This is a genomic window from Algoriphagus terrigena DSM 22685 (genome assembly GCF_000429445.1).
Taxonomy (GTDB): Bacteria; Bacteroidota; Bacteroidia; order Cytophagales; family Cyclobacteriaceae; genus Algoriphagus; species Algoriphagus terrigena.
The window spans coordinates 13,514-39,658 of record NZ_AUBW01000018.1; the positions used below are offsets into that span (position 1 = coordinate 13,514).

The 26,145-nt window shown below is 48.5% G+C and carries 26 protein-coding genes and 2 tRNA genes; 14 read left to right on the forward strand and 14 right to left on the reverse strand.

Features of this window, described 5'->3' with window-relative positions:
* Positions 1 to 33 precede the first annotated feature (33 nt).
* Both G459_RS0116225 and G459_RS0116230 read left to right on the forward strand, forming a co-directional pair.
* A complete protein-coding gene (locus G459_RS0116225) occupies positions 34 to 1,566 on the forward strand; it encodes a glycosyltransferase family 39 protein (protein WP_026968583.1) in 1,533 nt (510 codons plus the stop codon).
* Between the two features lie 326 nt (positions 1,567 to 1,892).
* The gene (locus G459_RS0116230; protein ID WP_169725044.1) at positions 1,893 to 2,600 is read left to right on the forward strand and encodes a DUF2490 domain-containing protein; all 708 of its coding nucleotides are present in this window, start codon (positions 1,893 to 1,895) and stop codon (positions 2,598 to 2,600) included.
* Positions 2,601 to 2,612: 12 nt separating this feature from the next.
* Here the strand turns inward: G459_RS0116230 and G459_RS0116235 are convergent, their stop codons facing one another.
* The 12 genes from G459_RS0116235 to G459_RS0116290 form a co-directional block, all read right to left on the reverse strand.
* Complete coding sequence (locus tag G459_RS0116235; RefSeq protein ID WP_026968585.1) at positions 2,613 to 3,212, reverse strand: porin family protein; 600 nt, start codon at positions 3,210 to 3,212, stop codon at positions 2,613 to 2,615.
* Positions 3,213 to 3,286: 74 nt separating this feature from the next.
* On the reverse strand, positions 3,287 to 3,658 hold the full coding sequence (locus G459_RS0116240; RefSeq protein WP_026968586.1) for a response regulator: 372 nt from the start codon (positions 3,656 to 3,658) through the stop codon (positions 3,287 to 3,289).
* A 125-nt stretch (positions 3,659 to 3,783) separates the two neighbouring features.
* Positions 3,784 to 5,172: a sodium-dependent transporter gene (locus tag G459_RS0116245; protein ID WP_026968587.1), complete on the reverse strand. Its 1,389-nt coding sequence runs from the start codon at positions 5,170 to 5,172 to the stop codon at positions 3,784 to 3,786.
* A gap of 39 nt (positions 5,173 to 5,211) precedes the next feature.
* Positions 5,212 to 6,147, reverse strand: a complete 936-nt coding sequence (locus G459_RS0116250) for an SDR family oxidoreductase (protein WP_026968588.1) — start codon at positions 6,145 to 6,147, stop codon at positions 5,212 to 5,214.
* On the reverse strand, positions 6,119 to 6,964 hold the full coding sequence (locus G459_RS0116255; protein WP_035456227.1) for a peptidylprolyl isomerase: 846 nt from the start codon (positions 6,962 to 6,964) through the stop codon (positions 6,119 to 6,121). The genes G459_RS0116250 and G459_RS0116255 overlap by 29 nt, the downstream gene beginning before the upstream one ends.
* Complete coding sequence (gene hemC, locus G459_RS0116260) at positions 6,961 to 7,902, reverse strand: hydroxymethylbilane synthase (RefSeq protein ID WP_026968590.1); 942 nt, start codon at positions 7,900 to 7,902, stop codon at positions 6,961 to 6,963. The genes G459_RS0116255 and hemC overlap by 4 nt, the downstream gene beginning before the upstream one ends.
* On the reverse strand, positions 7,899 to 8,807 hold the full coding sequence (gene rimK, locus G459_RS0116265) for a 30S ribosomal protein S6--L-glutamate ligase (protein WP_026968591.1): 909 nt from the start codon (positions 8,805 to 8,807) through the stop codon (positions 7,899 to 7,901). The genes hemC and rimK overlap by 4 nt, the downstream gene beginning before the upstream one ends.
* 112 nt (positions 8,808 to 8,919) lie before the next feature.
* The gene (locus G459_RS0116270) at positions 8,920 to 9,360 is read right to left on the reverse strand and encodes an ATP-dependent zinc protease family protein (protein ID WP_026968592.1); all 441 of its coding nucleotides are present in this window, start codon (positions 9,358 to 9,360) and stop codon (positions 8,920 to 8,922) included.
* Between the two features lie 4 nt (positions 9,361 to 9,364).
* Entirely contained in the window at positions 9,365 to 10,504 is a 1,140-nt protein-coding gene (locus tag G459_RS0116275; protein WP_026968593.1) for a DNA polymerase III subunit, read from the reverse strand.
* Between the two features lie 11 nt (positions 10,505 to 10,515).
* On the reverse strand, positions 10,516 to 11,712 hold the full coding sequence (locus tag G459_RS0116280; protein ID WP_026968594.1) for a GlmU family protein: 1,197 nt from the start codon (positions 11,710 to 11,712) through the stop codon (positions 10,516 to 10,518).
* 161 nt (positions 11,713 to 11,873) lie between these two features.
* Entirely contained in the window at positions 11,874 to 12,119 is a 246-nt protein-coding gene (locus G459_RS0116285) for a type B 50S ribosomal protein L31 (protein ID WP_026968595.1), read from the reverse strand.
* A gap of 215 nt (positions 12,120 to 12,334) precedes the next feature.
* The gene (locus G459_RS0116290; RefSeq protein WP_425393746.1) at positions 12,335 to 12,949 is read right to left on the reverse strand and encodes a carboxypeptidase-like regulatory domain-containing protein; all 615 of its coding nucleotides are present in this window, start codon (positions 12,947 to 12,949) and stop codon (positions 12,335 to 12,337) included.
* A 134-nt stretch (positions 12,950 to 13,083) separates the two neighbouring features.
* Here G459_RS0116290 and G459_RS0116295 point away from each other — a divergent pair, with 134 nt between their 5' ends.
* The 3 genes from G459_RS0116295 to pruA all read left to right on the forward strand — a co-directional run bounded on the left by G459_RS0116295 (position 13,084) and on the right by pruA (position 15,878).
* Positions 13,084 to 13,467 carry an ArsR/SmtB family transcription factor gene (locus tag G459_RS0116295; RefSeq protein ID WP_026968597.1) on the forward strand — a complete coding sequence of 128 codons (384 nt, stop codon included), beginning with the start codon at positions 13,084 to 13,086 and terminating at the stop codon, positions 13,465 to 13,467.
* 8 nt (positions 13,468 to 13,475) lie between these two features.
* A complete protein-coding gene (locus tag G459_RS0116300; protein WP_026968598.1) occupies positions 13,476 to 14,171 on the forward strand; it encodes a YjjG family noncanonical pyrimidine nucleotidase in 696 nt (231 codons plus the stop codon).
* 72 nt (positions 14,172 to 14,243) lie between these two features.
* Complete coding sequence (pruA, locus tag G459_RS0116305; RefSeq protein ID WP_026968599.1) at positions 14,244 to 15,878, forward strand: L-glutamate gamma-semialdehyde dehydrogenase; 1,635 nt, start codon at positions 14,244 to 14,246, stop codon at positions 15,876 to 15,878.
* 142 nt (positions 15,879 to 16,020) lie between these two features.
* Here the strand turns inward: pruA and fabG are convergent, their stop codons facing one another.
* Positions 16,021 to 16,767, reverse strand: a complete 747-nt coding sequence (fabG, locus tag G459_RS0116310) for a 3-oxoacyl-[acyl-carrier-protein] reductase (RefSeq protein WP_026968600.1) — start codon at positions 16,765 to 16,767, stop codon at positions 16,021 to 16,023.
* 292 nt (positions 16,768 to 17,059) lie between these two features.
* On the opposite strand from fabG, the gene lpdA reads away from it, so the two are divergent.
* The 9 genes from lpdA to G459_RS0116360 all read left to right on the forward strand — a co-directional run bounded on the left by lpdA (position 17,060) and on the right by G459_RS0116360 (position 24,129).
* The gene (lpdA, locus tag G459_RS0116320; protein ID WP_026968601.1) at positions 17,060 to 18,457 is read left to right on the forward strand and encodes a dihydrolipoyl dehydrogenase; all 1,398 of its coding nucleotides are present in this window, start codon (positions 17,060 to 17,062) and stop codon (positions 18,455 to 18,457) included.
* A 91-nt stretch (positions 18,458 to 18,548) separates the two neighbouring features.
* Positions 18,549 to 19,082, forward strand: coding sequence for an RNA polymerase sigma factor (locus G459_RS0116325; protein ID WP_026968602.1), 534 nt, complete (start codon positions 18,549 to 18,551; stop codon positions 19,080 to 19,082).
* Positions 19,082 to 19,906, forward strand: coding sequence for an anti-sigma factor (locus G459_RS0116330; protein WP_026968603.1), 825 nt, complete (start codon positions 19,082 to 19,084; stop codon positions 19,904 to 19,906). Before G459_RS0116325 ends, G459_RS0116330 begins: the two co-directional genes overlap by 1 nt.
* A gap of 99 nt (positions 19,907 to 20,005) precedes the next feature.
* On the forward strand, positions 20,006 to 20,464 hold the full coding sequence (locus tag G459_RS0116335; protein ID WP_026968604.1) for a DUF2721 domain-containing protein: 459 nt from the start codon (positions 20,006 to 20,008) through the stop codon (positions 20,462 to 20,464).
* Complete coding sequence (locus tag G459_RS0116340; RefSeq protein ID WP_026968605.1) at positions 20,457 to 21,422, forward strand: glycerophosphodiester phosphodiesterase family protein; 966 nt, start codon at positions 20,457 to 20,459, stop codon at positions 21,420 to 21,422. The genes G459_RS0116335 and G459_RS0116340 overlap by 8 nt, the downstream gene beginning before the upstream one ends.
* The gene (locus tag G459_RS0116345) at positions 21,412 to 22,425 is read left to right on the forward strand and encodes a threonine aldolase family protein (protein WP_026968606.1); all 1,014 of its coding nucleotides are present in this window, start codon (positions 21,412 to 21,414) and stop codon (positions 22,423 to 22,425) included. The genes G459_RS0116340 and G459_RS0116345 overlap by 11 nt, the downstream gene beginning before the upstream one ends.
* Positions 22,426 to 22,510: 85 nt before the next feature.
* Positions 22,511 to 23,773 carry a replication-associated recombination protein A gene (locus G459_RS0116350; RefSeq protein WP_026968607.1) on the forward strand — a complete coding sequence of 421 codons (1,263 nt, stop codon included), beginning with the start codon at positions 22,511 to 22,513 and terminating at the stop codon, positions 23,771 to 23,773.
* 158 nt (positions 23,774 to 23,931) lie between these two features.
* Positions 23,932 to 24,006: transfer RNA gene (locus G459_RS0116355), tRNA-Val, on the forward strand.
* Positions 24,007 to 24,054: 48 nt separating this feature from the next.
* A tRNA-Val gene (locus G459_RS0116360) sits at positions 24,055 to 24,129 on the forward strand.
* Positions 24,130 to 24,248: 119 nt separating this feature from the next.
* On the opposite strand, the gene G459_RS0116365 is transcribed toward G459_RS0116360, so the two are convergent.
* Positions 24,249 to 26,075 carry a TonB-dependent receptor plug domain-containing protein gene (locus tag G459_RS0116365; protein ID WP_026968608.1) on the reverse strand — a complete coding sequence of 609 codons (1,827 nt, stop codon included), beginning with the start codon at positions 26,073 to 26,075 and terminating at the stop codon, positions 24,249 to 24,251.
* Positions 26,076 to 26,145: the final 70 nt, after the last annotated feature.

A 26,145-nucleotide genomic window follows, 5' to 3' on the forward strand; every position in this document is an offset into this window, starting at 1 on the left:
CGGTATCTTGCTTGTCCACCAGCCCCCTCGGAAGTGAAAAAAGAAACGCTTCTCCTCTGCTTTTTTATCCTGATCAAGTTCGTCCTGCAATACATCGTCGTCCATCCTGACTTCGAGTTGCACCGCGACGAATTTCTCCACCTAGACCAAGCTGACCATCTGGCTTGGGGATACCTTTCTGTACCACCAGTTACCTCCTGGATGTCCGTCTTGATCCGGTGGCTGGGCAATGCGGAAGTTTGGGTCCGCTTCTTCCCGGCACTCCTTGGAGCATTGACGCTGTGGGTAGTTTGGGATCTGGTAAAGCGCCTGGGAGGAAACCTCTACGCACAGTCGCTGGCGGCAACGGCGATGCTGTGCTCAGCGCTGATACGGATAAATATTCTCTTTCAGCCCAATTCTATCGACGTGCTTTGTTGGACGCTGGTGTTCTATACGCTGGTATGTTTCTTCCAAACGAAAAATCCCAAGTGGCTTTACCTGCTAGGATTAAGCTTTGCGTTCGGATTTCTGAATAAATACAACATCCTCTTTCTGGCGATGGGTTTGTTCCCGGCCCTTCTGGTCACCCCCAGTAGGTCACTATTTCAAAATAGACATCTCTATTTTGCGCTTTTGCTCGCATTGGTGCTGGTCAGTCCCAATCTGATCTGGCAATATGTAAATGGATTTCCGGTTCTGACCCACATGGAACTCCTGAGCAAATATCAGCTGGTCAACGTGAGCCGGGCCGGTTTTCTGCTGGAACAGTTGCTTTTGTTTTATCCAGCCCTTTTTATCTGGCTGACGGGTTTGATCGGGCTTCTCCCGTCCAAACAGCTTACGCCTTTCCGGTTTATCTTCTGGACTTTCATCTTTACCCTTGCGATCTTCACCTTCTTGCAGGCCAAAAGCTATTATGCCACGGGACTTTATCCGGTCCTCCTAGCAGCCGGATCCGTTTTGATTTCCCAATTTTTCGAAGTCGGCTGGAAAAAAAAGCTGAAACCGGTCTTATTGATCTTGCCACCTGCCCTGTTTCTCCCTGCCTTTCCGCTGATTCACCCTTATTATTCACCGGATAGAATCCTCGAAAATCCTCCCGCTTATTCGCTGCTGGGCCTCAGCCGCTGGGAGGATGGCAAGGAGCACCCCATTCCTCAGGACTTCGCCGACATGGTTGGATGGAGTGAATTGGCTCATCTCGTTGATTCAGCATATCAGATGATGCCAAAGGGAGAGCGGACCGTGATCATTTGCAGCAATTACGGACAGGCCGGAGCAGTCAATTATTACTCTAAAATACCCGAAATCGAGGCGCTCAATATGGGAGCCGACTATCTGTATTGGTTTGACTTGGAGGAAAAAGTCGACAACCTCATCCTTGTCTGGGAATGGGATGAGCAAATCACCGATCGGGAACTGAACTTCTTCGAAGAATATCTGGAAATCGGAAAAATTACCCATCCACTTGCCCGGGAGCGCGGCGCGACGGTTCACTTTCTAAGGGGCGCCAAAGTAGACATCAATTCTATTCTCAGAGAGGAAGTGGAGACAGAAAAGAAAGTCTGGGAGAGAAGGGAGTGACATACTAAACCCAAGAATGAAGATCAACCCGACCGCCGTCTTTTTAGTGCTTCTGGCATTCCGAGGGACGGCCGTGTGAGCAGCAAAAATGGCGTGATGTAATCCCACCCGCAAAGATCCAGGGTTCCCTCCTGTGCCGGGTTATGCTCTCGTAGGTGATCTTTCTCACCAATCGAAAAAAGTACCCGCTCTAGATTTGCGGACCATATTCCTGTTGATATTTGCCAGACAGGATATTTACTGAACATTGCTCCTACCTATTCCCAGTGCAGAGATTCCGACTCCTTTTAAAACACCTATTTCAATCCTTCGTAATTGTCGGGCTTTTGTTCTTGAGCACCTCGGCTTTTGCCCAGAAAAACATCCTACACTCCAATCAGTTATGGATTCAGTCCTATCATGAGGCCCGTATCTCACCAGACTTGGTCCTCTTGCTCGACGGCGGGTTCCGATGGAGAGACGGGTTCGATGAAAAACTGGCCTACATCGTTCGGGCTGGCTTAGGCTATCACGTGTCCCCCAATCTGAGGGTCTCCGCCGGTTTTGCCCATTTGGGTGTGTATGCCGGGGAAAAAGTCGTCCGCTATGAGTACCGCCCCCATCAGGAATTTCTCCTAAAAGACAAACTAGGTAAGATCAATATCAGTCACCGTTTCCGACTGGAGGAACGGTTTTTCAGAGACGTGGCGCTGGATCCAGTAACTACGGAATTCAATTTTCGCTTCAGATACGCGGTCATGCTGGGCATTCCACTGATCAATCTATCTTCCAAAGATCCCGATAGAAAACTCGTTTTGAATATTGGCGATGAAATCTTCCTCAATGCGGGCAAAGAAACCTCACATCGGATCTTTGACCAAAACCGACTGATCGTCAGTCCAACCCTACATTGGGACAAAGACCTCAGCGTGGCCCTCACCTACAATTCCCAATTTGCAAGCACGCCAGCCGTCGACACCTTTCTGCAGAGTCACATCATCTGGCTACAGATCAGGTACAACTTGGAATTCTCGGGAACTTCGAAAGAAAGATAAACTGCCTAGCTATTAAAAGAGTCGAAAACCGACTGACAGCACCCATTGATTAATCCGATTGTCGGTGCTGAAGGAGCCGATATTGTCAGTGACTTTACTCAGGCCGCCTTCATACTTGCCTTCGACACTGAGATTGCCGATATCCACACCCAATCCAGCTTGGTAGCCAAACGTAGCACCGTTGAAGTCCGCGTCATCGACGGTTTCGACCGCGTTTTTCAACTCTGAATTGATATTGATACTGGCAATCGGGCCAGCCATCACACGAAGTACCTTAAAAAACCTAAATCCAACCATGACGGGAATATCCAATCGGTTAAACTCTGCTTCGTAATTCTCAGGAGCTGAGCTGCCTGTCACTCCACTCGGGACATAAGCAAATTCACCGCTAGTCTGGGTAAACAACAACTCAGGCTGAACAAAAAACCCGGCACCGCCAAATCTTCCAAAGAGCCCGATGTGATAGCCAGTCTGTGCGTCCGAAGGCACGAAGTTTTCGTTGTCAAAATCTATCTTGGTGCTGCTGAGCCCAGCTTTGATCCCAATTCCGTTTTGTGAAAAAGCCTGCGTCGTGCCTAGTACGAGGAGCAGAGCAAAGAGAAATCGCTTCATGTTTTTGTGGTTTAGGGTTTAGTCTTCAATTCTAATCTAAACGCACCTTTTGCAATTCCCTTGCCAATAATCGATCAGTCCAGCTGATTGCCTGCTGCAAATCTGGCCAAGTTATATAAATCGTAAAAATCCAAAGGCTTGGCGACTAAGCTATCAAAACTGTGGTTGCTCTTTTGACGAAAGTACTCAACATCACCTGCCGTAAACCCGATCGTAGGTATCCCGGCTGTGCGGGTGCTTCCCTTCAGATGTTCCATAAACTCCAATCCATCCATGATCGGCATTATCATATCCGTAAGGATAACATGAAAAGCCCAATCAAACTCTAAATATTGAAGCGCCTCCTTTCCGTTATGAGCGACCACCACCTCGTGGTTAGATTTTTCAAAGATCTTTCTGAGAATCAGGAGGTGTACAAAATCATCGTCTACGAGGAGAACTTTCATGATATAATGAAATACTTTTTCAAGTATATGAAAAGCATTTTGAAATAAAAATGAAAATCAATCCCTTACCTAAAAAAATAAAAAAGGGAGCCTTCTGAGCTCCCTTTAAATGAGAAATTTTCCCATCAGCCTCCCTGTTGCGGGGTACCAAATACGCCGATCAAATCGAGAATAACCAACCCAATCACAATCGGGCAAATCCATTTGATAAAAAAGATCCAACCCTTACGCATAAATCCGTTGAATCGCGGAGAACCCAAAGCCAGTTCGTCTGCAAACACGGAAATCTTTTGAGCCCAGCCTGTGTAAAGTGCCAACATCAGACTGATCACAATCACTGCGAACGTCCCGAACACAAAATCCATGATTCCGAAAAAGCCAGTCAACTGATTTCCAAGGAAATTAAAAGTCATGCTGGAGAAGATATTCCCTTCAATGGAAGAAAGGGCCGAAGGAACCGAAAGAATCATCGCTGCGATCCCCACAGTCCAGGTGGCTTTCTTTCGATTCCACTTTCTGTCATCGATCAGGTAGGCTACCGGCACTTCCAACATCGAAATAGTCGAAGTCAGCGCAGCCACCATCAAGAGGATAAAGAACAAGCCTCCGATGATATTACCTCCCGGCATTGCGTCAAATACTCTGGGAAGCACGTCAAATACCAAAGCTGGCCCCGAAGCGGGATCTTTGCCGGGAAGAAGGGCAAACAAAGCCGGAAACACCATCAGTCCTCCAAGCAACGCTACAGCGGTATCCATCCCTGCAATCCAGCTCGCTGCTTGGGGTATATTTGCGTCTTTTTGCAAGTACGAACCAAAAGTAATCATCATGCCCCAGCCGACTGACATGGAGAAAAATGCCTGTCCGAGGGCCATCAGGACTACCTTGGTATCAATCTTTGAAAAATCCGGATACAGATAATACTCAATCCCCGCCTGGGCACCTTCCAGGGTCACTGATCGCCCGGCTATGAAAATAATGATGATGAACAGAATTGGCATCATAAACTTGGCTGCCTTTTCGATCCCGTCGGCTACGCCGCCCAAAACAATCAGGATAGTGGCTAGTATAAATACAAAGGTGAGGGGAATGACATACATCGGCGTCTGAACGAACACCTCAAAATCAACCGGAATGTTGATTATTTCAGTGAAAATATAGCCGACAGTCCAACCGGCAATGACAGAATAATAGCTAAAAACGAAAAAACAAACCAATACGCAAAGTACGCCTGCAAGCCTCCAAAATGCATTTCCTCCGGTAGTTCGGATCGCTCCAATCGGGTTTTTACCGGACTTTCTACCTAAGGCTATCTCATTGAACAGCAAGGGCAAGCCGATCAACAACACACATAGGATATAGACAAACACAAAGGCTCCGCCTCCATTTTCGCCGGTCAGATAGGGAAACCTCCAGATATTTCCGAGGCCCACAGCCGACCCGGCTGCAGCCATAATGAAACCAAGGCTTGAGCCAAATTGGCCTCTATCTTCTTCGTTGGAACTCACTGCCATAGATTGATATAAAGTTAAATTTAGGGTGTAAACGGCTTTTTAAGACCGGGCTAAGATAATTTGTTTTGCCAAAATAGCTATTCCCGTTCGGAAAGTTTTGGGTTCAAACCCGAGCTGTTTTCGAGCTTTTTCGATAATAAAGCCTGTTTTCATCGGCCGCTTGGCTGGCTGAGAAAAACGGGCGGAATCGGTCTCCTTGATCAAGTTCCTGTCAAGTCCAAAATAGTCTGCTGTCTGGATGGCCATTTCGTAGGGAGTCAGCAGATCGCTGCCGGCGATATTGAATATCCCAGTCGCCCTTTGCTCAGCAATTAGGATGCAGCCAAGGGCGAGGTCTTCCGCCAAAGTCGGTGTGCGAACCTGATCATTGACCACGTGGATTTCTTTGCCGACTTCCAGTGAGTTTTTCACCCAGAGAATAATATTGCTCCGGCTGAGGTCATTGGCGATGCCGTACACCAAGACCGTCCTAGCAATTGCCCAGGATGTCTTTGAGTTTCTCACCAGATCTTCCCCGGCCACTTTGGTCTCTCCGTAGAAATTAACAGGATCCGGAGTGGCCTCTTCATTGTAAGGCCCCGCGTTGCCTGAGAAAATAAAGTCTGTAGAAACGAAAATGAAATGGCATTGGGTCTTTTCCGCAGCGCTGACCAGATATTCCGTCGCCTTCACGTTGACTTTTAGACAATCCTCCTGATTCAGCTCACACTGATCGACATTGGTGATAGCGGCCCCGTGAATGATCACAGCAGGAGCGACTTCGCAAATGACTTGATCTACCTGCGCCGGATCAGTGATGTCCAATTCTTGATAGTAAAAGCCTTCACCGTTCAGGCGACTCGGTCCTTTCCCCGTCGCTATCACGACAAACTCTCCCCTTTCGACCAGTTGTTCGACCAGCTTCTGCCCGAGCAAGCCATTGGCTCCCGTGATCAGGATCTTTGACTTAGTTGCTTTCGGGATAGATATATCCATAGTCTTTTGTGATCTTCTTTTTTGAAACTCGCTCCACAGTCACTGTCATATACACCGGACTATTGGGAATTTCGCTGGTCGTGGGTTCGGCAGCGATCTTCTCCACGACATCCATCCCAGACAAGACCTCTCCAAACACTGTGTATTCAAAGTCCAGATGAGGAGTCCCGCCTATTTCAGCGTATGTTTTGATCTGCTCGGGAGTGTAGTCCTTGGTGAGTTTGACATTCAGCGTTTGGGCGATCTCATCACGCTTGGAGTACAGCAAACTGGTCAAGCTGTCGAATTTCTCCTCTTGGTACAGCCGCGCGTAATCCTGCTTGAACTGCTGCTGACTGCCGAACTGCATAAATTGAAAGGCCGCTTTCTGCAAGGCTGTAAAATCAGTAACTAACTCCTGCTCTTCGACTTTTTCACCTTGGACGATGAAAAACTGCGATCCATTGCTCCTCTTTTGAGGATTGACGTTGTCTCCTTGGCGGGCGGCTGAGATCATCCCCTTCCGATGCACGTACTTCGAATTGATTTCAGCTGGCAAGGTCGGCCATTCTTCCGCAGGAAGCCCCTCTTTACCAAAGACATCCCCTCCCTGAACCATGAAGTTTTTGATAACCCTGTGAAACTGCGTCGAATCAAATCTGCCGGCTTCCGCCAATGCGATAAAGTTGTTTTTGTGCTCCGGAGTATCGTCAAAAAGGACCGCTTTAATATCGCCATGGCGGGTCGAGATAGTCACGACATAGTCTTTGTTTTGCCCGCAAGCCAAGGTACTGATCAGCAAAAAACTGAGTGAAAGAAAATTCAGAGCTTTGATCATTGCTTTGCTTGTGTCTTTTTGATTTCGTCCAGAATTACTTTTCCGCCTGCGGCGAAAACCATCTCCGCCAGTTTTTCACCGAGCGTCTCTGCCTCCGTCATTCCTCCGGAAACTTCCAGAGCAACCCGCTCTTTTCCGTCGAGACTGATGATTCCCCCGTTTATTTTTAAGATATTTTCTTCCAAAGTAGCCAAGGCAAAGACTGGAATACTGCATCCTCCCTCCAGCACGCGCAAGTAAGCACGCTCAGCTTTGAGTCGGAATTCCGTTTCAGGATGGTTGCAGGCGGCAATGATCTGCGCTCTCAAGGACGGATCGAGTGACTTGGCCGCTTCGATGGCGACTGACCCTTGGCCGACAGCCGGGGTAAAATCCCCCAAGTCCAAAATCTGTGCGATCATGTCATCATAGCCCATTCGATGGACTCCTGCGTACGCCAGCAACAGCGCATCGCAGAGCCCTTCTTCCATTTTTCGGATTCGGGTTTGGAGATTTCCACGGACGTCGACGGTCTTGACGTGGGGAAAAAAGTGCTTCAGAGTCGCCACGCGGCGAGTCGATGAGGTTCCCAAGACGAGCGGTTTTGAAGGGTCCTGAATATCAATTCGAGTATTTGTGGAGAGTAGGATGTCGTTTTCCTTTTCCCGCTCGGTAAAGGCGATGAGTTCAAACGCCTCCTCCAGGGTCGACTGCATATCCTTGGCCGAATGAACGGCGATGTCAATCCGTCCGTCCAACAGCTGGTCTTCAAGCTCTTGGGTAAAAACCCCTTTGCTGCCAATCTTGGAAATGGAAACATCCAGAACTTGATCTCCTTTGGTATCGATGACGACGATCTCTGACTCGACTCCTTTGCCTTTCAGCAAATCACCCACATGATAGGCCTGCCAAAGTGCCAGTTTACTTCCTCGCGTCCCTATTTTTACCTTTCTGCTCATTGATTCTTGTCGCGTTTGAAGGATTTCTTTTTCACTCCTTCGGTGACATATTTAATAATCTCGCCGGCGATATTCACCCCGGTGGCCTGCTCGATCCCCTCCAATCCGGGCGAGCTGTTGACCTCCAGGATCAGCGGTCCTCGTGCGGACTGCAGCAGATCTACACCCGCCACATCCAAGCCCAAGGCTTTGGCTGCATTCAAGGCGGCCTGCTTTTCGAGTCGGGAAAGTTTGATTACCGTCGCGACTCCGCCCCGATGGAGGTTGGATCTAAATTCACCCTCAGCACCCTGACGCTTCATTGCCCCCACGACTTTGCCATTGACCACGAAAGCGCGGATGTCAGCGCCCTTGGCTTCCTTGATAAACTCCTGCACGATGATCCTGGCTTTCAGGCCGTGAAATGCCTCCACCACAGACTGCGCTGCTTTCTTGGTTTCTGCCAAAACTACACCCAAACCCTGGGTTCCTTCAAGTAGTTTGATGATCAGCGGCGCGCCGCCGACCTGCTCGATGAGTTGCTTTTCGCCGCCTTTTGAGAAATTGGTAAAAGCTGTCTTCGGCATCCCCAAGCCAGCTTTGGACAGAATCTGCAAGCTTCTGAGCTTGTCCCGGCTACGGACAATCGCCTGGGAGTTGACCGCGGAAAATGCCCCCATCAGCTCAAACTGACGGACGACAGCCGTCCCGTAAAAGGTCACCGATGCCCCGATCCTTGGAATGATGGCATCGAACCCTTCAAGCTTTTGTCCCCTGTAGATAATCGAAGGGCCTTCCTGCTCAATGATCAGGTCACAAAGGCTGTGGTCCACAGTGATTGCTTCGTGGCCGGCACTTTTGATCTCCTCAACGAGTCGACGGGTGGAGTATAAATTTGAGTTCCTCGAAAGGACAGCGATTTTCATGTGCTTATAATTGATTCTATATGGCCACATAGCCTGTCCCGATTTTTCTTCGGGAGAATCTCGCATGGTATATCCCACCCCGACTTTCTACTATTCTTGGACATGCTCGATTTCATTTTTTCTTGCGGTAAACCTTTGAAAGATTGGCACCATTTACATCCACCAGAAACCTGCCCTGAAGGATTTTTCTCCCCAGAAGAATGGAGTTTTTCATACTGGAGCGATCCGAAAGCGTAAATTCAGCGGGGAAGGTTTCCCCCGCTATTCTGATTTTTGTCACGATCAGAAATCGCGTCTCCGTCTGGCCAAAGGAGTTTTTAACTTGCTTTTGCCGATAGCTTCGAAAGCTAAGCGTCTTGCCGGTGAAATCCTTGTGACCCGCCATCAGCACTTCAAATCGAAGAACTTTTTCACCCTCTTCGATTTCCTCCCTGATATTCTCCACATGCAGACTGCTCGTGAACGCCCCGGTGTCAATCTTGGCCCACACCAACTTGAGACCCAACTTGGGAAGGGAGATTTTCTCTTTTCGGCCGATGATCTTCTTTGCCATCTCCTTATTTTTTGGACATCATGAGCAAGATGTCCATCGACAGATCCGTGAAGATCATCTTGGCGTTGCCGTTTCGCTCGAGGTGATAATGCGCCTGGTTGAATGACTCGTAGAGTTTCACCACATGGTCCTCGTTCAGCACTTTTTTGCTGATGTTATCGATAAATCTCCGATCGTCCTCCGTGGTGCGCAGCAGCTGATCGAGATCAAAGTTTTTCAACAAAATCTCCCGGGCGACATTCAAACCGGTCAGCAGAAGCGATTTTTGGGCTTCCTTGTCCACTTTGTGAAACCGATCTGCCTCTTCAAATATTTCTTTGAGATTTTTGGTAGCGCAAAGACGAAACCAGTCTCTGACTTGACTCACCTGCTTGTCCTCCACTTGGTCGATCATCCGATACGCTTCGCGGAGATTGCCGTCCGCGAGCATGGCGATCTGCTCAGCAGCTTTGCTGTCGCAAAGTCCGGTACTCGCCAAATACCCTTTGATCTCGTCATCGGAAAAGGCCCTGACCATGATCTTCTGAGTTCTGGACAGAATCGTGGTCAATAATTGATCCGCCTGCGAAGTCACCAGCATGAAGAGCGTCTTGGCTGGCGGCTCCTCGATAATCTTGAGCAGGGCGTTGGCTGCCGAAGGATGCAGGAATTCCGGCGCCCAGATGAGCATAATCTTGTATCCTCCCTCGAAAGACATGAGCGAAAGTGCCTGGATCATCTTTCTGGCGGCGGCTTTGGAGATGTTCAGCTGCTTCTTTTCAAACCCGTTGAAATAGATAAAATCGTGGACGTTCCCATAGGGCTGGGCTGTCACAAACTTTCGCCAGCTGCTCAGCACGTCAGTTTTTTCATCCTCATCTCCACCGTCATCATCTTCCTTGGACTTTGCGATGACCGGAAAGGCGAAATTCAAATCCGGCATCACCAATCGCTTCATCCGCTGGCAGGAAGCACATGTCCCGCAAGAATCCGTTTCGGTGCGGTTTTCGCAATATAAAAACGTGGCCAGCGCCAGCGCCATAGTCAAATTTGCCGATCCTTCTGGCCCATGAAACAGCAGCGCATGTGCCAAATGGTTGAATTTGACAGCGTTGATCAGCTTTTCTTTGGTCTCCGGCAGGCCGGGTATTTCTGCAAATTGCATAGTTGGATTGATCAGGAATTCTTATCCCAAATTCTGTAGCTTTTTGTCAATTCAAAAACCCGTTCCATTATTTCTTTGTCTTCCGCCGCCCATTCTTTTCCTCTGCGAGCGACAACCGCTCTCACGGTTTCATCGAATTTCGCGATGATGAAGGTAGACAGTCCTTCCGCACCTCCCCAGGAAAAGGATGGAATAAAGTTTCTTGGATAGCCGGCTCCGAAGATAAAAGCGCTCACGCCTACCACCGTCCCGGTATTGAACATGGTGTTAATACCGCATTTGGAATGGTCTCCCATCATCAGGCCGCAGAACTGCAGACCCGTATTCGCGAAAGTGCCCTTGGTGTAATCCCAAAGTTTCACTGGCGCGTAATTGTTTTTCAGATTGGAGGTATTGGTGTCAGCCCCGAGGTTGCACCATTCGCCTAAGACGGAGTTACCGAGGTAGCCCTCGTGTCCTTTATTGGAATAGCCAAAAATCACCGAATTGGAGACTTCCCCCCCGATTTTCGAAAACGGCCCGACGGTCGTGTCTCCACGCAGCTTGGCTCCCATGTTGACGATAGAGCCTTCGCACAGGGCAAACGAACCCCGGATCATCGCTCCTTCTTGAACCTCCGCATTTTTCCCAATGTAGATCGGGCCATTTTCGGCATTCAAAACTGCCGCTTTGATCTTTGCGCCTTCCTCTACAAAGATATTTTCCGGCGCATACACGATCGTGTGCGGATCGGTAATGGGCTGGGAAATTCTGCCTTTGGTGATGAGTGTAAAATCCTTGCGGATTTCCGCAGCGTTCAATTGGAATATATTCCAAGGTTTTTGAACCAAAATAGGCTCTTTGTCAAGCTGAATTGCTTCTCTCTCAGAGACAAACGCCAGGTTTTTTTCAGTTCCGCCGATATAGGTAGCCAGTAATTGCTTACCCCAATAAAGCGCCTGATTGGGCTTGAGTTTTTTTAGAATTTCAAAAGACTCCGTCTCGGGAAGCCATGCACCGTTGACAGCCAGGGCAGGCTGTGTGGTTCGGGGGAATTTTTTCTGGAGGTAATCTTGCGTCAAAAAGGAAACCTCCGCATTGGTGTATTTCTGCCATTTCTCAGAGATCTTCAGGATACCCACCCTGATATCCGCGACCGGCCTGGTAAAAGTAAAGGGCAATAAAGAACCCCGCAGGGCAGGGTCGTCAAACAATACGATTTGATTCATCTGTTTATAATTTGATTTTCAATTGCCAGATGGAATCTCGCATAAATTATAAACATCCCACCGGGTGACTCTAGGGTCATGCTCGATTTCATAGGGCAAAAATAAAAAAGTCTCCCGGAATCCATGCCCCAGGAGACTTTTTCGGCGATCGCCGCTTAGAATTACTTCTTCGCGTATCTTTTGTTGAATTTCTCCACTCGACCAGCGGTATCAAGAAGCATCTTCTTGCCAGTGTAGAATGGGTGAGACTCAGCGCTCACTTCGATTTTGTATACAGGGTAGGTATTACCGTCTGTCCACTCGATAGTTTCGTTGGTCTCGATAGTAGACCTGGTCATAAACTTAAACTCGCTGGAAGTGTCGTAGAAAACTACGTCTCTGTACTTAGGGTGAATATCTTTTTTCATGTCCTTATATTTTGTTTTTTTTGGTCACATGGAATCTCGCATGGCTGATAATCGTCTCGCTCCGCGAAGCTTGACCCCTGCTCGATCTCATGATATAGCTAGTTTCCTATTGCCTTTTCGAAATGAGGCACAAAGATATCCTTTTAAATAAATCTCACCAAATGTTTGTCGAGGATTTATTTCGAGATCAACTAGAATCAATCTGGAAAAGGCAATTATTTGCTTTTCAGGTCACCCCGCTTGATAGACCGGATAAACTGTGACCACGCAAAAGGGTCCAGAATCCGAAGTGGCCGGGGGCCGTAGAGATCCTGATTTTGGAGCATTTGGCCCTGCTGGAAGTATCGGAAATTCTCCTCTCCCGATGCAGGCATGGATTCCGCCCAGCGGAGGAGCATTTCAGGACTCATGTTTGCACGGCTGATGGCCATAGGATCCACCACGTTCATGGCAAGTATGGCTCGTTTGAATTCGTCCTCTGTTGGGTAAGGCATTACCTCGATCTCGGCAAGGGCGATTTCATCTACTTCCATGGTCAGAATGAGACTGATCCGATCATTTTCGACAATATCAGGCACTTTGAAAGTCTGCTTTTTCAACCCGATAAAGCTGAATACCACACTATCTCCTTCCAATACCGGCATGGAAAAATAACCAAAACGACCACTGGAAGTACCTCTTCCTTTCTTGGGAACATAGATATTCACACCGGGCACCGCATCGGTGCTGTCGGCATTGAGGATAATACCGGACAGTTGAATGACTTTTTTATCCTGCTGATCTTGAGCAACAGACCGGGCTGGAGCAAGGAGAACTCCCAACACCAAAATCAGGGCAAAAGGAAGAAGCTGAGTAATTTTCACGAATATTGAATCAATTGAAAGCCTGTAAACGCTGTTGCGATTTTAGTCTAATTTCGGCTGAAATTTTATTTCCGCCCCTATTTATAAGTTAAAACTTACAAATGAGACTCAAAAATATCAGTTTAAACTATGGATTGCGAATTTTCAAGGCGCTTTCCGAAGAACCCCGGGTGCGAATCATCCACCTGCTACTGCTGAACAAAGAATTGAGCATCTCTGACCTGGAGCACATCCTGGACTTCACCCAAACCAAGACCAGCCGGCATCTGATTTATCTTAAAAATGCTGGTCTGCTGGGAAGCCGCCGGGTTGACCAATGGATGTTTTATTACATCCTGGAAGAATACATTGAAATCATTCAGCAGATTTTCAAGTTTATCCAGAAAGACCCCAGCCTTATCAAAGATCAGGAAACCTACGAAATCCTGAAATCCAATCGGGAACTCGCCATCAACAAGATTCAAAACAACCAATACCGACGCTGATTACCCCTGTGAAAACTTACCAACACCTCTTTTTCGATCTGGACCACACGCTGTGGGACTATGATCGAAATGTCTCCGAATCCCTGTCCGAGCTCTACCAGATCTATGAGCTGCAAAACCTGGGCATCCCGACTTTCGAACTCTTCTCCGCTTCCTTCCATCACATCAACTTCCAGCTTTGGGACTGGTACAATGTGGGCAAGATCGACAAAGTCAACCTGCGAAAAGAACGCTTCCCGAGGATCTTTTCCCATGCTGGCGGAAGACATGATGCGATTCCAGCCGAATTCGAGGAGGATTTCATGAGCCGAACCTCCTCCAAGCCGCATGTATTTCCCCATGCAAAGGAAATCCTGACTTACCTGAAAGCCAAGTACCGTCTTCACGTCATCACCAACGGATTCAATGAGTCTCAAGCAAAAAAAATGAAATCGGCCGGCTTGGACGGATTCTTTGAGCTGGTGGTCACCTCAGAAACCACCGGGCACAAAAAGCCCGATCCGAGGATATTTCAATATGCGATGGAGCAACTGGTGACCGAGTCTGATAGCTGTCTGATGATTGGTGACAATCCTGATTCAGACATTTTAGGCGCCCAGAGAGCCCGTATCGATCAGGTATTTTTCAATCCCGAGCGAAAAATTATCACTCTAAAGCCCACTTATGAAATTTGCCACCTGAGAGAGTTGGAGGACCTTTTGTAGACGAAATCACTTCCCTTTCGGCGGGGAAGCCTTATCTTTGCTCCCTCAGAAACCAAATAAACTCCAAATAGAATGTTAAAGGGATTTTTCAACGTACCTGCTCCGGTCAATGAGCCGGTAAAAACCTACGCTCCGGGAAGCGCAGAGCGAAAAGAACTTCAGGCCATGCTAGCCGAACTGCGATCTAAGCAGCTCGACGTACCAATGTACATCGGCGGTGAGGAAGTACGGACAGACAACACCCATCCAATGTCTCCTCCCCACGACCACAAACACATCTTAGGTCATTTTCACGAAGGCGATGCATCCCACGTAGAGCAGGCGATCAATGCCGCTTTAGGAGCAAAATATGCTTGGGAAAACCTCGCTTGGGAACAGCGCGCGGCGATTTTCTTGAAAGCCTCTGACTTGATCGCAGGCCCATATCGAGCCAAAATCAACGCAGCGACGATGCTGGGACAATCCAAAAATGCCATGCAGGCAGAGATCGACGCGGCATGCGAGTTCATCGACTTCTTGCGATTCAACGTCCAATACATGACCGAGATCTACCGCCAGCAGCCTCCAGTGTCTGGAAACGGCGTCTGGAATAGACTCGAGCAACGCCCTCTCGAAGGCTTCGTGTTTGCTTTGACTCCGTTCAACTTCACGGCCATTGCCGGGAATCTCCCGACTTCAGCAGCTTTGATGGGAAATACCGTCGTTTGGAAACCTGCCTATACACAGATCTACTCTGCGAATGTGCTGATGGAGATCTTCAAAGAAGCGGGTGTGCCGGATGGCGTAATCAACCTGATCTATGTCGATGGTCCGACTGCCGGAGACATTATCTTCAAGCATCCTGACTTTGCAGGAATCCACTTTACCGGATCCACTGGCGTATTTCAGCATATCTGGAAGACGATTGGCCAGAACATCAACAAGTTTAAGTCCTACCCAAGAATTGTCGGTGAAACCGGAGGAAAAGACTTTGTGATCGCTCACAAATCAGCCAATCCCAAAGCCGTGGCCGTCGGGTTGGTGAGAGGTGCTTTTGAGTACCAAGGTCAAAAATGCTCCGCTGCATCGAGAGCTTATATTCCTTCCAACCTTTGGGAGGATGTGAAAAAATACATGCTCGAGGATTTGGCGACCATCAAGATGGGCGGCACAGAGGACTTCACCAACTTTGTCAATGCCGTGATTGACGAGAAGTCTTTCGACAAAATCGCTAAGTTCATTGACAGCGCGAAAGCAGCACCGGGAGTGGAGATTATCGCAGGCGGGAACTACGACAAGTCCAAAGGCTACTTCATCGAACCAACCGTAATCCTGACTCAAGACCCGATGTACAACACCATGTGCGAGGAGATCTTCGGCCCGGTGTTGACGATCTATGTATACAATGCTGAGCATTTTGACGAAGCCTTGGAGTTGGTTGACCAGACTTCTCCTTACGCGCTGACAGGTGCAATATTCTCTCAAGACCGATATGCAGTCGAACTTGCTACGCAAAAGCTGAAAAACGCAGCCGGCAACTTCTACATCAACGACAAACCAACTGGCGCAGTGGTAGGTCAGCAGCCATTCGGCGGAGCAAGAGCTTCCGGCACCAACGACAAAGCCGGATCAATGATCAACCTGCTTCGCTGGGTTTCCCCACGGACGATCAAGGAGACCTTTGTCTCACCGGAGGATTATCGCTATCCGTTTTTGGGGAAAGACTAAATACAGTTTCAATGCTCCTCAATGAGCAATGACCAAATTCAATTTTCAAGAGCCTCGGATTCAATTCGCGGCTTTTTTGTTTTCTCATAAAAAACGGCTGAATCTCTCCAGCCGTCGTAAATCGCAAATCAAAAATCGTAAATCAAGTATACATCGCTCCATTCACATGCAGCACCTGGCCTGAGATATAAGTACTCATATCAGAACCCAGAAAGACGCAGGCGTCGGCGATTTCCTCCGGCTTGCCACCGCGCTTCATCGCGATACCCTCTCTCCAGCCTTGCACGGTCTTTTCGTCCAGCACTTCGGTCATTTCCGTCTCGATAAATCCCGGGGCGATCGCGTTGCAGCGGATATTTCTAGAACCCAGCTCTAAAGCTACTGACTTCGTGAAGCCGATGATTCCAGCTTTGGAAGCGGCGTAGTTGGCCTGGCCGGCATTGCCTTTGGCTCCGACGACTGAGGTCATGTTGATGATCGAGCCGGACTTGGCTTTCATCATGGTGCGGGTTGCGGCTTTAACGGTATTGAAGCAGGACTTCAGGTTAACGTTCATGATTTCGTCCCAGGACTCTTCGGTCATCCTCATGAGCAGGTTGTCACGGGTGATACCTGCGTTGTTGATCAGGATGTCCAAGGCACCAAAGTCTGCTACTACAGCATTCACCAGTTCTTCCGCTGCTTTGAAGTCAGAAGCGTCTGAACGATAGCCTTTGGCTTTTACGCCAAAAGCAGCTAACTCAGCTTCCAAGGCCTGTCCCTTTTCCACACTCGATAGATAAGTAAAAGCAACGTTTGCTCCTTCTTGAGCATATTTGATAGCGATGGCTTTCCCGATGCCTTTTGATGCTCCGGTAACCAGGGCGGTTTTTCCTGAAAGTAATCCCATGAAGAGTAAAATTTTGTTTGGTCAAAATTAGAAAAAACTGCCAGACTTCCGACTTTCAACGACTGCCGGAAATGCTTTTTACCTGAAAGCCAAAGATTTAATCCTTCGACAATCCAGATCTCAAAAGAATCCCTCTTCAATTGAAGAAATGATAAAATTTCTAACCAATCTTCGCAAATTATTCAACCTGAGTGCGTTTTGGCTCAAAGAACTTGAAGAATATCCGATTTTTTTCTGAAGCCAAAAGGCCTATTTTTGCGGAGTTTCAATTGTAATTAAACCCATTTAAGATATGTCTTCGACAAAATTTGACTTGATCGTGCTGGGTAGCGGTCCAGGTGGATACGTAGCTGCCATTCGCGCTTCGCAACTCGGACTGAAAACAGCGATCGTAGAAGCTGCCGAGCTTGGCGGTATTTGCCTCAACTGGGGCTGTATCCCAACCAAAGCTCTTTTGAAAAGCGCCCAAGTTTTTGAGTACATCAATCACGCTGCGGACTACGGGATCACTGTGAAGGACGCGAGTGCTGATTTCACAGGCATTGTCAAAAGAAGCCGAGGAGTCGCAGACGGGATGAGCAAAGGGGTTACTTTTTTGATGAAAAAGAACAAGATCGAAGTCATCACCGGCTGGGGCAAAATCCAACCCGGCAAAAAAGTCGAAGTCACTGACAAGGATGACAAGAAGACGGTCTATGCTGCAGACAACATCATCATCGCCACCGGCGCAAGATCGCGTGAACTGCCGTCGATGAAGATCGACGACAAGAAAATCATCGGCTATCGCAAGGCTCTTACTTTGGAAAAACTGCCAAAGAAAATGGTCGTGGTAGGTTCCGGCGCGATCGGGATTGAGTTCGCTTATTTCTATTCTACGCTTGGCACAGAGGTGACAATCGTCGAATTCATGGACCGAATCGTGCCCATCGAAGATGCAGAAGTATCCAAGACACTTGAGAAAATCTACAAGAAAGCTGGAATGAAGATCATGACCTCCTCTGAAGTGACTGCAGTCGACACCAAAGGACCCGGTTGCAAAGTGACTGTAAAAACTGCTAAAGGCGAGGAAACACTGGAATGTGACATCGTCCTTTCAGCTGCTGGCGTGGTTTCAAATCTTGAGAACATCGGCTTGGAAGATGTCGGGATCTTGGTAGAAAAAGGCAAGATCAAAGTAGACGAATACTACAAAACCAACATGCCGGGCTACTATGCCATCGGTGATGTGATCCCCGGACCTGCTTTGGCACACGTCGCATCTGCGGAAGGCATCACCTGCGTGGAGAAGATCGCAGGACATCATCCAGAGCCGATCAATTATGGCAATATCCCGGGCTGTACCTATTGCTCTCCAGAGATCGCCTCTGTAGGCTTCACCGAAGCTAAAGCGATCGAAGCGGGCTACGACGTAAGAGTAGGCAAGTTTCCTTTCTCAGCCTCTGGCAAAGCATCAGCAGCAGGCGCAAAAGACGGGTTTGTGAAATTGGTCTTTGACAAAAAGTACGGCGAGTTGCTCGGCGCTCACATGATCGGATTTAACGTCACCGAGATGATCGCTGAGATCGTAGCCATCCGTAAGCTGGAAACCACCGGAATGGAACTGGTCAAAACTATCCACCCGCACCCGACCATGTCCGAAGCAATCATGGAAGCGGCAGCAGCAGCTTATGATGAGGTGATTCACCTTTGATCTAATAATATTTTCAGTAAATTGACACCAAGCTAAAACAAATGGCTTGGTGTTTAATTTTTATAACGATTCAACCACAACCCACTGACTTTTGCAGGAAGATGAACTGATTGCCGGCCTGCGGGCCAGAGAACGAAAGACTACAGAATACTTGTATGACAAGTATTCCAGGGCGCTCTTTGCCGTGATCTCGAGGATCATCTCTGATCCTGACATTGCCGAAGAAGTTTTTCACGACGCATTTATCAAGATCACCAAAAAAATAGACTCCTACGAAGAGTCAAAAGGCCGTCTATATACCTGGATGGCCAATATTTGCCGCAATTCTGCCATTGATAAACTGCGCTCCAAAGAAATTTCCCAAACCGGTAAGACCAATACAATCGACGAGTTCGTATATGGCCTTGAAAGTCAATCAGGCACGATGGAGCAGGTAGAGGCGATAGGAGTCAAAGAGCTGATGAACGATCTCAACGAAGATCAACGGTTCATCATTGAATACATTTATTTCAAAGGATATACCCATTCGGAGGTCTCGGAGGAGTTTGAAATTCCTCTCGGTACCGTCAAGTCCAGAGTCAGGGCTGCAATTCAAGTATTAAAAAAGAACTTAGACAGAATCTAGTGAACACTCAAGAATATATCGAATCAGGCAAACTGGAACTCTTCCTACTGGGAGAGTTGACTGAGCGTGAGCGTGAGGAAGTCCTGGCTCTGGCTAAAAAATCCCCGGAGATCCGGCAGGAACTCAAGGCATTGGAGGAAGCGATGTTTTCTTTCGATAATTTGACCGGCCCAGCTCCTTCTCAGAGGGTGAAAGGCAAGATCTTCTCCAGTCTGGAGGGGGACTTCAAAAAAGAGGAACCTAAAAAGGCAGTCCCGTCTCCACCGATAGAAGCGAAAACTGTCAAGCTTTCCCCTTGGAAAAATTTTGCGGTAGCCGCATCAATAGTAGCTGTCCTGGCAAGTGCTGCAGCGATCTACTTCGCCGGCAAATTCTACGATACGGAAGAGAAGTTCACCGCGCTGCTTCAGGATCAGCAAGTGATGGCTGACAATCTGAATCAGGTCAAACTCGAGTTTGAGGAAACAGATTCCCGACTGGATCGCTTGGTATCCGGCGACTTCAAACGCGTACAAATGGTCGGGGAAACACTTCCGATGCAGAAAGATGCCAAAGTGGATGTTTTCTGGGATCAACAAGCGCAAGAGGTTTTTGTGGCTGTGAACACCCTGAATACGCTTTCGGCAGAATTTGACTACCAACTTTGGGCGATTGGAAAAGACGGGCCAGTAGGCATTGGACTGGTAAACGCCGGCGAGAAGTTCACGCTGCAGCAGATGCAAGCCGTAGCCGAAGCCGGAGCGTTTGCCATCACCATCGAGCCAAAAGGCGGATCCAAATCCCCGACATTGGAAAAACTCGTAGTCTTGGGAGAAACCGCTTAAGCGTCATCAATACAATCTTCTCAAAGCCCGGTTTTTCGAAATCGGGCTTTTTTTGTTGCTTTTGCCGAACTTAAGACTCTTCGATGCTATTTTGAAACCATGGAACTCCAACTCTCCACCCCTGCCCTACTTTTCTCCGCCATCACGCTGCTGATGCTGGCCTTCACCAACCGGTTTTTGGCGATCGCGACGCTGATCCGCGGACTGCATAAAAATTACCGCAAAGAGCCCGATTCAGAGTTGATCGCCGAGCAGATTCACAATCTCCGACGACGACTGACGCTTATCAAAAACATGCAGCTCTTCGGAGTTTTCAGCTTTTTACTCTGCGTGATTTGTATGTATTTGCTGTTTCAGGGCTACACCTCCGCCGCCAACTGGGTGTTTGTGATGAGCATGGCTTCGCTGCTGATTGCTTTGGTCATCTCTTTGATCGAAATACAGATCTCGACCAAAGCCCTGAATCTGGAGCTTTCGGACATGGAGGATATCTTCGAAAAGCGGACGAGCAGCTTGGACGTGTTTTTCAAAAAAGACAACAAAAAAGAAAATGAATAGACGCTTGATTTGGTTAGTCGCTTGTGCTGGCCTTTTTACTTTTTGCAAACCCGACAGCTCCTCCAAAGTCGAGGAAGTCTTTGGGCAAAAAGTAGGAGTATCAGAAACCAATCTGATCCGGCTTTCTTCTCTGGAGGAAACCCGGGACTTTTATACCTGGACTTCTGACCGGATCCCGATGGTTTCGGCTCACCGAGGTGGGCCTTATCCCGGCTTTCCGGAAAACGCCATCGAGACATTTGCGAATATCCTGAAATACACCCCGACCATCATCGAACTGGACGTGGCGATGACCAAAGATTCTGTCTTGGTACTCATGCATGACGATGAGTTGGATCGCACGACGAACGGAACCGGCAAAGTCGAGGAAGTTACTTTTGAATACATCCAGGGACTTTTGCTGGAAGACAACGACGGAAACCTGACTGAGTTCAAAGTCCCGACATTGAAAGAAGCGCTCGTTTGGTCGAAGGGAAAAGCACTGCTGACCGTCGATATCAAACGATCTGTGCCCTACGAAAAAATAGTGAACGAGGTCCGAGAAACCGGCTCAGAAGCGCATGCGGCATTGATCACCTACACTTTTCCAGCAGCAAAGAAGCTGCACTCGATGGCTCCTGAGTTGATGCTTTCGGTTACGATTCGAAATGAAGAGGAGATCAAAAGACTGGAGGAAACCGGCATTCCTTGGGATCGAGTGATAGCATTCACCGGAATCGCTGAGCGCACGCCCGAGTTCAACAAAGCACTTCATGACAAAGGTGTGTTCACCATTCTCGGCGTGCTGGGCAACTTGGACAAAAGTGCGGAAGCGCGCGGAGATCAGCTCTACGCAAGCTTCGTCCAAAACGGCGCAGACATCCTAGCCACAGACCGCCCGATTGAAGCAGCGGCTGCAATCAAAACTCTCGCCCCTAAAACAAGTTCGAAATCCAAGTATTTCACCCATGCTGATTGACCTGAGAAGCGATACGGTGACCCGGCCGACTCCGGGAATGAAGGAAGCCATGTTTTCAGCTGCAGTTGGGGACGATGTATTTGGAGAAGATCCGACGGTCAATGCACTGGAGGAAAAAATCGCAAGACTGTTTGGAATGGAGGCGGCAATATTCTGTCCCTCCGGCACCATGACCAACCAAATTGCGATCCGCCTCCACACCGGACCACAGCGGGAGGTCATCTGTCATGAGCATTCGCACATCTACCTCTACGAGGGCGGCGGCATCATGGCAAATTCCATGGCTTCCGTAAAATTACTTTCTGGGAATCTGGGGAAAATCACCGTCAATCAAGTGGCTGCGTCCATCAATCCGGACGACGTGCATGCTCCCGATACGGCCTTGGTTTCGCTCGAAAACACCATGAACAAAGGCGGAGGAAGCATCTACACACTGGATGAAATCAAGCCGATCCGTAGGCTTTGTCAGGAAAAAGGAATCAAACTTCATCTGGACGGTGCTCGGCTTTTCAATGCTTTGGTCGAGACCGGAGAAAGTCCGGCAGCTTGGGGAGCACAGTTCGATACGATTTCTATCTGCCTGAGCAAAGGTCTGGGTTGCCCGATCGGGTCTGTTTTGTTGGGTTCCAAAGTCGATATCAAGCGAGCCCGAAAAGTCCGAAAAGTATTCGGCGGCGGAATGCGTCAGGCAGGTTTTTTGGCTGCTGCGGGCATTTATGCGCTGGACAATCACGTCGATCGATTGAAGGAAGATCACGCCCGAGCCAGAACTTTGGGACAAATGCTCGAAGCTTTACCTGTGGTGAGCGAGGTTTTCCCCGTTGCGACCAATATTGTGATCGCGAGATTGGAAGGGATTTCTCCGGAAAGCTTTATGAACAAACTGGCAGAAAAAGACATCAAATCCGTCAAATTCGGTGCGGACCTGATTCGCTTTGTCACCCACCATGACTTCGTTGATGAGGAGTTGGAGGAGTTTGGGAGGAGGATTGGGAAAATCTGAGACCGTAGATTTCAGACGCAAGACATTAGATTTGTTTTGCCTTCTAAGTCTCAAATCTTGTGTCTAACGTCTTGAATCTATTCAAATGAATCCCACTCCCCTAGCCGAACGAATGCGCCCAACCCGATTGGAAGATCTGATCGGACAGGAACATTTGTCCTCGCCCAAGTCCTTCCTTCACAAAGCCATCAAGTCCGGCAATGTCCCCTCCCTGATCCTTTGGGGGCCTCCTGGTGTCGGAAAGACGACCATTGCCAATATCATCGCCAACGAAATCAAAGCTCCTTTCTACACACTCAGCGCGATCAGCGCCGGCGTAAAAGACATCCGTGAGGTCATCGAAAAGGCTAAGTTTCAGATGGGAGTCGTGCTTTTCATCGACGAGATTCACCGCTTTAACAAGTCCCAGCAGGATGCGCTTTTAGGAGCGGTGGAGAAAGGGACCATCCGTCTGATTGGCGCAACCACCGAAAATCCTTCTTTCGAAGTCAACCTTGCCCTACTTTCCCGCTGTCAGGTTTTCACCTTGAATTCTCTGGGCAAATCCGAACTGGAAGCGATGATGCGGCAGGCCTTGGAAAAGGATGTCGATCTGAAGAAAATCCAGGTCGAACTCAAAGAAATCGACGCTTTGCTGCGCATTTCGGGAGGAGATGGAAGAAAGCTTCTCAACCTGCTCGAAATTGTCATCGACGGGATCAACGAGAATCCCTGCGTGATTACCGACGAGATCGTCATGCAGATCGCTCAGCAGAAGGTTGCGCTGTACGACAAGTCCGGTGAGCAGCACTACGATATCATCTCAGCTTTTATTAAGTCTATCCGTGGATCAGACCCCAATGCTGCTGTTTATTGGCTGGCGCGAATGATCGAAGGAGGAGAAGATGTCAAGTTCATTGCCCGACGACTGGTGATCCTTGCGTCCGAAGATATCGGCAATGCCAATCCAAACGCGCTGCTCTTAGCCACCAACTGTTTCGAAGCGGTCAAGATCATCGGCTATCCCGAGTCCAGGATCATCCTATCCCAATGCGTGACTTACCTGGCCAGCTCCGCAAAAAGCAATGCAGCGTACATGGCCATCAACAAAGCTCAGGCAATCGTCGCTGAGACAGGAAATCTTTCGGTCCCCCTTCACTTGAGAAATGCTCCGACCAAACTGATGAAAGACCTGAACTACGGAAAGGCCTACAAGTATTCCCACGACTTCCCGGGCAACTTTGTCGCTCAGGAGTTTTTGCCGGATGAAATCAAAAACACCAAATTCTACGAGCCCGGTGAAAATGCCCGGGAAAATGAGTTGAGGAAATACCTTTCAGGAAAGTGGAAAGGGAAATATGGTTATTGATGGATTTGAAATTTAAGGTTTGAAATTTGAAATACTCGTAGAATCACAAACCGTAAAAAATTAATTCTTCTCATTTTCAAATAATTGTAAGCGAAGCCAAAGTTTTATTTGCCTTTAAAAAATTAGAATCTACCTTTGCAATCCGTTTGACACGCAACGGGAGTTTAGCTCAGCTGGTTCAGAGCATCTGCCTTACAAGCAGAGGGTCGGGGGTTCGAATCCCTCAACTCCCACAATAAGATCTAATCACAAGAGATTAGAGCATTTCAAGTCCGTCCTTCGGGAGTTTAGCTCAGCTGGTTCAGAGCATCTGCCTTACAAGCAGAGGGTCGGGGGTTCGAATCCCTCAACTCCCACATTATAGCCTTAGATTTATCTGAGGCTTTTTTGTTTTTAGGCCTTTATGAAAAGGGTAAATAAAAAAGCCATCCCAAAAATGGAATGGCCTTTACACTTTTTCTCCAATAACACCCGACTACTCCAAGTTCACCATAAATCCAGCCCGAAACCATCTCCCCGGCATCTGGACAGTTCCTGCCTCCATGTAGTCGGTATCTGTGATGTTGGACGCTTCCGCAAAGAACCCAAGCTTGCCCAAGCGATTGTAGTCCACTCGCATGTCCAGGATGAAATAGGGATCTTGGCTGATTCGCTCCACATAGCGCATCTTGGTATTCCACTCGGTCTTTTTACCAAAGCCAACCAATACTCCGCCGATCAGCTGATTCTTTAACGCGGTAAGCGCATAGCGGGACTCTACGCCCGGCTGCCCGTCAAACTTTGTGTCGATGTAATTGTAAGAAAGCATCAGCTCTTTCACCTGGACAGTTCTGCCGCTTGGATTCACGCGATAGTAGCCGGAAGCCTCCACTCCATTGAACGTAACTTCGTTGAAATTCTGTGGCTGCCAAGGTTCGTCGGCAGAATCGCGAACCCAGTCGATTAGGTTTTCGGAATAGCGGTTGAAGTAAACCAACTCCGCGCGCCAGTTTGACGCCGTCCATTTCCCCCCAAACTCAAACGACCTCGCCTGCTCAGGCTGCAAATCGGGATTCCCTATATTGGTCGGGCCGACGTAGTACAAATCATTGTAGGTCGGGATACGGAAACTAGAGCCAATTCCGGAATAAAGCCGGATGGCTTTCGTGGCCTGAAAACCCACTTCCATTCCAGGAAAATGCTTCCAACCATACTCCGAATAGTAGTTGGAGTATAGTCCTGCCCGGATGTCGGTTTTATCGCCCAGGTTGACCAATTGCTCCAGAAAAATCCCGCTCAACGTCCGGTCGTGGTCGCCCAGATTGGTGCTTTCGATCTGTTCTTTTCTAACCTCCAAGCCAAAGCCGGTGACGCCGAGTTTGCTTTTGTAGGTACCGTTCGTTTCGAGAGCAAAGACATCCGAAGTATGGAAGTTTTGATAAAACTCTGGCTCATTTCTCCTCAGACGGTATTCATCCTCGTTTCTTCTCCAGTAGCCTCTCGTGTTGAGCGAAAAATTGCCTGAAAGGAACGTATGACTCAGCGAGCCCAAAGTAGTCTGGATACTTTCCCATTGGTCCGGATAGGTGGAAGCATAAAAACCATTGGCACCGAAAGTCCGATCCGCATAAGCGATCATCCCCCGGATCGCATTTTTCTCATTTAAGTCAATGCCCCCTTCGTAGAAAACATTGCTGACTTGATAGTCGGAATTGTACTGGTGTCCGTTGGAATCGTCGTAAGAAACCGCCAGGTTTTGCCTATACTTTCCCGCAGGAAGCGACCCGGCAAAGTTGATTCCTTTCATCCCAAAATCCCCGGCATATCCCTGAAGTCTCAAGCTCTTATTCTCTGACAAACTGGTAATCACATTCACCGCTCCCGTGTAGGCATTTTGTCCAAAAATCCTCGAAGCCGGGCCTTTCAGCACCTCCACCCGATCTACATTCACCAGCGGCACGGGGACATTCATCATGTGGTGGCCGGTCTGTGGATCACTGAGTTTGATGCCGTTCAGCAGCATCAGCGTCTGCTCGAAGGAGCCTCCGCGAATTCCGATATCCGCTTGCACCCCGGTCACCCCGCGTTGCCGTACGTCTACACCCGGCACAAAAGCAAGCACCTCGGGAAGGCTTCTCGCCGGGGTGGTCTCAATCTGCTGTCTATCAATCAAAGAAATATTTCTGCTTTGTTTCGAAAAAGGAAGCTGAATCCGGTTTTCTTGGATGATAATTTCATCCAGTTTCTGGGTAGTGGTGTCGGATTGAGCATTTACATGGGCGGCAAAAAGAGCACAAAACCCGGTCAAAATTAGTTTTTTCATGAAAGTGAGCTAAAATTTGAGCCAAATGTAAAGCCGAATTTGCTCCCCAAACAACCCAAAGGAGAATCTA

What these genes read in the sequence shown, in the direction of transcription:
- G459_RS0116235 (WP_026968585.1), bottom strand. Translation starts at nt 3,212, where the DNA reads ATGAAGCGATTTCTCTTTGCTCTGCTCCTCGTACTAGGCACGACGCAG.
- G459_RS0116240 (WP_026968586.1), bottom strand. Translation starts at nt 3,658, where the DNA reads ATGAAAGTTCTCCTCGTAGACGATGATTTTGTACACCTCCTGATTCTC.
- G459_RS0116245 (WP_026968587.1), bottom strand. Translation starts at nt 5,172, where the DNA reads ATGGCAGTGAGTTCCAACGAAGAAGATAGAGGCCAATTTGGCTCAAGC.
- G459_RS0116250 (WP_026968588.1), bottom strand. Translation starts at nt 6,147, where the DNA reads ATGGATATATCTATCCCGAAAGCAACTAAGTCAAAGATCCTGATCACG.
- G459_RS0116255 (WP_035456227.1), bottom strand. Translation starts at nt 6,964, where the DNA reads ATGATCAAAGCTCTGAATTTTCTTTCACTCAGTTTTTTGCTGATCAGT.
- hemC (WP_026968590.1), bottom strand. Translation starts at nt 7,902, where the DNA reads ATGAGCAGAAAGGTAAAAATAGGGACGCGAGGAAGTAAACTGGCACTT.
- rimK (WP_026968591.1), bottom strand. Translation starts at nt 8,807, where the DNA reads ATGAAAATCGCTGTCCTTTCGAGGAACTCAAATTTATACTCCACCCGT.
- G459_RS0116270 (WP_026968592.1), bottom strand. Translation starts at nt 9,360, where the DNA reads ATGGCAAAGAAGATCATCGGCCGAAAAGAGAAAATCTCCCTTCCCAAG.
- G459_RS0116275 (WP_026968593.1), bottom strand. Translation starts at nt 10,504, where the DNA reads ATGCAATTTGCAGAAATACCCGGCCTGCCGGAGACCAAAGAAAAGCTG.
- G459_RS0116280 (WP_026968594.1), bottom strand. Translation starts at nt 11,712, where the DNA reads ATGAATCAAATCGTATTGTTTGACGACCCTGCCCTGCGGGGTTCTTTA.
- G459_RS0116285 (WP_026968595.1), bottom strand. Translation starts at nt 12,119, where the DNA reads ATGAAAAAAGATATTCACCCTAAGTACAGAGACGTAGTTTTCTACGAC.
- G459_RS0116295 (WP_026968597.1), top strand. Translation starts at nt 13,084, where the DNA reads ATGAGACTCAAAAATATCAGTTTAAACTATGGATTGCGAATTTTCAAG.
- pruA (WP_026968599.1), top strand. Translation starts at nt 14,244, where the DNA reads ATGTTAAAGGGATTTTTCAACGTACCTGCTCCGGTCAATGAGCCGGTA.
- fabG (WP_026968600.1), bottom strand. Translation starts at nt 16,767, where the DNA reads ATGGGATTACTTTCAGGAAAAACCGCCCTGGTTACCGGAGCATCAAAA.
- lpdA (WP_026968601.1), top strand. Translation starts at nt 17,060, where the DNA reads ATGTCTTCGACAAAATTTGACTTGATCGTGCTGGGTAGCGGTCCAGGT.
- G459_RS0116335 (WP_026968604.1), top strand. Translation starts at nt 20,006, where the DNA reads ATGGAACTCCAACTCTCCACCCCTGCCCTACTTTTCTCCGCCATCACG.
- G459_RS0116340 (WP_026968605.1), top strand. Translation starts at nt 20,457, where the DNA reads ATGAATAGACGCTTGATTTGGTTAGTCGCTTGTGCTGGCCTTTTTACT.
- G459_RS0116345 (WP_026968606.1), top strand. Translation starts at nt 21,412, where the DNA reads ATGCTGATTGACCTGAGAAGCGATACGGTGACCCGGCCGACTCCGGGA.
- G459_RS0116350 (WP_026968607.1), top strand. Translation starts at nt 22,511, where the DNA reads ATGAATCCCACTCCCCTAGCCGAACGAATGCGCCCAACCCGATTGGAA.
- G459_RS0116365 (WP_026968608.1), bottom strand. Translation starts at nt 26,075, where the DNA reads ATGAAAAAACTAATTTTGACCGGGTTTTGTGCTCTTTTTGCCGCCCAT.